6 protein-coding genes are annotated in these 4,959 nt (G+C 64.3%); 4 read left to right on the top strand and 2 right to left on the bottom strand.

The window, feature by feature from the left end:
* From KAY22_RS24445 to KAY22_RS24435, 3 genes are all read left to right on the top strand, one after another.
* A partial coding sequence (locus tag KAY22_RS24445) for a phosphoribosylaminoimidazolesuccinocarboxamide synthase (RefSeq protein WP_296625743.1) occupies window positions 1-393 on the top strand: 393 nt, incomplete at its 5' end.
* 145 nt (window positions 394-538) lie between these two features.
* A complete protein-coding gene (locus KAY22_RS24440) occupies window positions 539-1,210 on the top strand; it encodes an alpha/beta hydrolase (protein ID WP_296625742.1) in 672 nt (223 codons plus the stop codon).
* A gap of 215 nt (window positions 1,211-1,425) precedes the next feature.
* On the top strand, window positions 1,426-2,235 hold the full coding sequence (locus KAY22_RS24435) for a ferredoxin--NADP reductase (protein ID WP_296625741.1): 810 nt from the start codon (window positions 1,426-1,428) through the stop codon (window positions 2,233-2,235).
* 25 nt (window positions 2,236-2,260) lie between these two features.
* Here KAY22_RS24435 and KAY22_RS24430 read toward each other — a convergent pair whose 3' ends face one another.
* Complete coding sequence (locus tag KAY22_RS24430; protein WP_296625740.1) at window positions 2,261-2,515, bottom strand: hypothetical protein; 255 nt, start codon at window positions 2,513-2,515, stop codon at window positions 2,261-2,263.
* 119 nt (window positions 2,516-2,634) lie between these two features.
* Window positions 2,635-4,563, bottom strand: a complete 1,929-nt coding sequence (locus KAY22_RS24425; protein ID WP_296625739.1) for a peptidase M61 — start codon at window positions 4,561-4,563, stop codon at window positions 2,635-2,637.
* A 187-nt stretch (window positions 4,564-4,750) separates the two neighbouring features.
* On the opposite strand from KAY22_RS24425, the gene KAY22_RS24420 reads away from it, so the two are divergent.
* A partial coding sequence (locus KAY22_RS24420) for a DNA gyrase subunit A (protein WP_296625738.1) occupies window positions 4,751-4,959 on the top strand: 209 nt, incomplete at its 3' end.

Here is a 4,959-nt window from a genome sequence, read left to right as displayed (position 1 = left end):
GATCCGATGGTGGCGGATGAGCATATCGCCTGCTTCGGCTGGGCGAGCCAGGAAGAGATGCACGACATCGCCGACATGGCGATCCGCGTGAACGACTTCATGTGCGGTCTGTTCGCGGGCATCGGGATTCGCCTGGTCGACTTCAAGCTGGAGTTCGGCCGCTTTTGGGACAATGATTACAGCCGCGTCATCCTGGCCGACGAAATCAGTCCGGACGGCTGCCGCCTGTGGGACATGACCACCGGCGAGAAGCTCGACAAGGATCGTTTCCGGCAGGATCTTGGCGGCGAGGTCGAGGCCTATCAGGAGATCGCGCGCCGGCTGGGTCTGATGCCCGAGGGCGAGAACATGATCCTGGACCTCGAAAGCCACCGCAAGAACCGCGGCAAATAGGCTGTGCGTGTGAGCCGAGGCGGGGGGCGCCCCGCTTCGGCGTGCGCCAGGTGCGGCTGGTCGCAGCCCATTTTACAACTCCATCGATAGACATAATGTGCCGCTACGGAAGTCCTGCACCGCAGGGCGAGTCGTGGAGGCGCCCATGCCCGCCGACCGTTTCGAATATGCCGCGTTGGAGCCGACCGTTCTGCTGCTGCCCGATTGCGATTTTGGGCCGGGGGATTATTGGCAGGACCAGTGGGCGCAGCGGCGGCTCGACTGCCGGAAAGTCGACCTCGGCCATGCGCTCGTACCGCGCCGCAATGCGCTGGTCTCGTGGATAGATCGCCAAGTCCGCGCCATGACGGGACCGGTGTTCCTGGTCGGCCATGGGGTCGGCGCGCTCGGTCTGGCCGCCTGGTCCAGTCTGATGAGCATCGAGAGCGAGGCTTCGATCGTCGGCGCGCTGCTCGTAGCGCCGAATGATCCGAACCTGGCCGGAGATGAGCGGCTAGCCGACTTCCTGCCGCTGCCGCAAAGCATTTTCCCGTTCCCCGCGCTGGTCGTCGCCAGCGATGATGATCCGCATCTTGCGGTCGACCGGGGATTCAGCCTCGCCCGGCAATGGGGATGCGGCTTTGCGCTCATGCCAGGTTGCGGACATTTTCGCCCGATCGACGGCATCGGTCGCTGGTCGCAGGGAGAGGAACTGCTCGATCGCTTTCTGGGCCTGATCGGGCCCGGCACGCCGCGCGATCCGCATCCCGCGGCCCAACTCGAACGCTCTTGCGTACCGCCGCCGTGGCTCGACCGGCGGTCCGCAATTCGCCCCTGAGTCGAAGCCGGTGGCTCGACGGGGGCGGCGCCTCGCCTCGCCCATTTCCAACTCCGGAGAAGTGGGCGAGGCGTTGCGACAGCAATGCTGACCCGTGACAAGATTAGCTGTATCGCGCCCAACGAAAACGGGTGTGGCAAGCGCGGTCCATGGGCTCTATGGGACCCCACCTGAGCCAAGGATCGGCTACCAGCGGGTTTGAAAGGAACGAGCTAATGAGCAGCCGTACGGAAGCGGTGAAGATCGCCCCGAACGACGCCTTCAACATCCAGACCGTGCTCTGGGTGAAGCATTGGAACGAGCATCTCTTCAGTTTCGCGGTCGACCGGCCCGCTTCGCTGCGCTTCCGCTCGGGCGAGTTCGTGATGATCGGCCTGCCGACCGAAGCTCGGCCGCTGCTGCGCGCCTATTCGATCGCCAGCCCTTCCTATTCGGACGAGATCGAGTTTCTCTCGATCGCGGTCGAGGACGGCCCGCTGACCTCGCGCCTGCGCCACATCATTCCGGGCGACGAAATCTATGTCGCGCGCAAGACCACCGGCACGCTGGTTGCCGATGCGCTGACCCCCGGCAAGCGTCTGTTCCTGCTCGCGACGGGTACCGGGCTTGCGCCCTTCCTGTCGATCATGCGCGACCCCGACATCTATGAGCGCTACGAACAGGTCGTGATCGTGCACAGCGTCCGTCACCTCAGCGACCTGGCCTTCCGTGACGTGCTCGAGAGCCGTCTCGCCGGTGATCCGCTGGTCGAGGAAGAGGCCGCGGCCAAGTTCCGCTACGTGCCCATCGTCACCCGCGAACCCTTCCCACGCCAGCAGCGCATCACCACGTTGATGGAAAATGGCGGCCTGTTCGATGGCGTTGACGGTGAGGCGCGTCTCGACCCTGCGACCGACCGGGTGATGATGTGCGGCAGCATGGACATGATCCGCGACTGCTCGGCCATTCTCGAGAAGCTCGGTTTCGAGGAAGGCTCGAACGCCAAGCCGGCCGATTATGTGATCGAAAAGGCCTTCGTGGGCTGATCGACACGGACGCCCTGTCGGTGGCTCAGACTTTCCGCACCGCTGGCAACTCCGGCAGGTCGACCAGATCGAGCGCGGGGAGGTCGAGACCCGCCTGGCGCGATTGCAGCCTGTAGCTTTCGGCGACCCTGATATGCCGTGTGCGGTTCTCGATCGACACGGCATGGCGCGCCGCGTTGACCGCTTCCCAATAGCGCCAGCGCAGATATTCGCCGTCGTCGGCATTTTCCAATATGATCACGTCGACGCCACGCCCGTCCCACTGCAAGAGGGGCGGCATAGGCGCCGGGCGAGTCTATTCCAATTAGACCATTGTCGCACCGTCGATTTTGCAAGGATTGCCTGCTTCGGCAGCCAGCGCCGAAACCATTTCCCGCTTTCATCGCTTCAACTGCAATCTCAGCCCTTTGGCGCGAGCAGATCGTCGAGCCAGCCGGCACGGGATCCGGCTCGTTCGAGGCGCGGAAAGCGGTTTCCGCCGAAATAGGGGATGCTGACGACACGATATTGGTCACCCCGGCGGATGATCATCTCGATGGGCTTCTTGGATGTGGCCGCTGCATCGATCAGCGCGGTCATGCGGCCCCCGTCGAACGCCTCGCCCTCGACGGCGACGATATTGTCGTTGTTGGTGAGGCCTGCCGCGAAGGCCGGGCTGTCCCATATCACCTGCTCGATGCTGCGGTCTGCGGCGTCCACCACGAGGCCCAGCGAATAGCTGTAGTCCGCGATCTTGCGGCGCCGTTCCTCGGTTCGCCAGTAGCTGGTCGGTTTGCGATCGTAGACCAGCCGGTAGCCGCCGCGTTCGATCCAGTCGAGCGGCGCGCGGTCCCGCGTTCGGTCGACGCGACTGGCAAGGAATTCGCGCCAGTCATAGGGAACGATCGCGTTCAACGTCGCCACGATCTCGTCGAGCGTGTAGGGCAGGGTGCCCCAGTCGCCGTCGCGCATTCCGAAGAAGGCGCGGGCAAAATCGTCGAGCGATCTCCTGCCCTTGGTCAGCGCCCGGATCTGCATGTCGGTATCGAGCCAGATCAGCATGCCCTCGGCATAATAATCCTCGGAACGTTGCAGGCTGGTCCAGGGCTGGGGGCGGCGTGCGGCGATGATCGGATCGCTGGTTGTATCGATCAGCGGGCGCCAGCTTCGGCCGGGGCGGTTGTCGAGCTGGGCCGCGATCATGGCCATGGCGGCGAGCGTGTCGTCGGCGGAAACCAGACCCGATCGCGCCTGAAGGATATAGCCCCAATATTGGGTTTGCCCTTCATAGACCCAGAGCAGCGAATTGCGCATCGGGGTGCTGTAGTCGGGGGTGAACAGATCGGCGCCCCGGCGATATTTGCCGTTCCAGCTGTGTGCATATTCATGCGGCAGCAGGTTGCGGCGGGCGGTCTGCTCGTCCCAGCGGGTGAAATAGCCGGTAGCGACGCCATTCTCGCTCGATCGCTGATGTTCGAGGCCGATACCGCCGAGCCTGTCGCTGATCGACAACAGGAACTCGTAACGGTCATAATGTTCGGCGCCGAACAGTTTGACGGCCTGATCGACGAGGTTGCGGTGGAGCGCGAGCTGCTCGTCGCTCGCGCGCAGTTCCGACGGACTGTCCGCCGCGATGTTCAGCCGGACCTTCGGGCTCAGTGTGACCTGCCTAAAGTTGGCGCCCGCAAGCATCGGGCTGTCCACCAGGGTTTCGAAGTCGACCGACTTGAAACGGACGGTGCCGTCGGGATCGCGGGCGTCGGTCGACAACGCGGTGCCATAGCCCCAGTTCGCCGGCAGCTTCGCCGATGCGGCGACCGCTATGCCCCGCGTGAAATAGCCGGCGGGATAGAAGGCCAAGAGATTCCACTGCAGGCTCAGCATCTCACGGGTCATCACGACACGCCCCTGCCCGCTGCTGACCGGCGAGACATAGTCGAAGCTCAGGTCGATGTTCGAGACGCCAGCCGGTATGTCGACCGCGATCGCATAGACATCGACCGGATCTCGCTTCCAGGCGAGCGGCTTGCCCCCGCCGCTGATGCGCAGATTGGCGACGTCGTCGATCGGCCCGCGCGGCGCATGATTGCCGGGCAGCCACTGCGGATAGAGCAGGTAGAGCGTGCCGGACTGTGCGACCGGAATATTCTGCCGCACCGTGAAGATGCCGCGCGCGACATCGGTCGCGTCGACATCGAGACGGAGCGTCCCGGGATAGGGGACGTCCTTTGCCGCAGGAAGGTGCCGCTCGATCGGGAGCGGCTGCGGCCGGCTGTTCTCGATGGCGGGGGCGGCGGTCGCGGCGAGGCAGCCGAGACCGAACAGGGCAATCGGGCGGTAGAAGCGCATTGCGGCAGAGGTCCATCTTCTCGTTATCGGTGACATGATGGCGTCGGTGCCGTGCCGCGTCACCCCCCTGTAATCGGTCGGACACATAAAATAATGCGGGGGGTTAAAGGCGCCTGCGGCGTCACGAAGGCGAGCGCTGGCGGCAAGCCTCTTTCCCCGCGTGCCCCTTAGCCGCTACAGCATCGTCATGACCGATATCGCCGAGCTTCCCGACGACAACATCCGCAACACGCCGTTCGACAGCGCGCTGTCCGACCGCTACCTCGTCTATGCCCTCTCGACGATCACGGCCCGCTCGCTTCCGGATGTTCGCGACGGTCTGAAGCCCGTTCATCGCCGGCTTCTCTGGGCGATGCGCCTGCTGCGGCTCGACCCCACCGCAGGCTACAAGAAATG

The organism is Rhizorhabdus sp. (genome assembly GCF_018006725.1).
In the GTDB taxonomy this organism is placed as follows: domain Bacteria; phylum Pseudomonadota; class Alphaproteobacteria; order Sphingomonadales; family Sphingomonadaceae; genus Rhizorhabdus.
This window is presented reverse-complemented; position numbering and strand designations above follow the sequence as displayed.

What these genes read in the sequence shown, in the direction of transcription:
- KAY22_RS24430 (WP_296625740.1), bottom strand. Translation starts at nt 2,515, where the DNA reads ATGCCGCCCCTCTTGCAGTGGGACGGGCGTGGCGTCGACGTGATCATA.
- KAY22_RS24435 (WP_296625741.1), top strand. Translation starts at nt 1,426, where the DNA reads ATGAGCAGCCGTACGGAAGCGGTGAAGATCGCCCCGAACGACGCCTTC.
- KAY22_RS24440 (WP_296625742.1), top strand. Translation starts at nt 539, where the DNA reads ATGCCCGCCGACCGTTTCGAATATGCCGCGTTGGAGCCGACCGTTCTG.
- KAY22_RS24425 (WP_296625739.1), bottom strand. Translation starts at nt 4,563, where the DNA reads ATGCGCTTCTACCGCCCGATTGCCCTGTTCGGTCTCGGCTGCCTCGCC.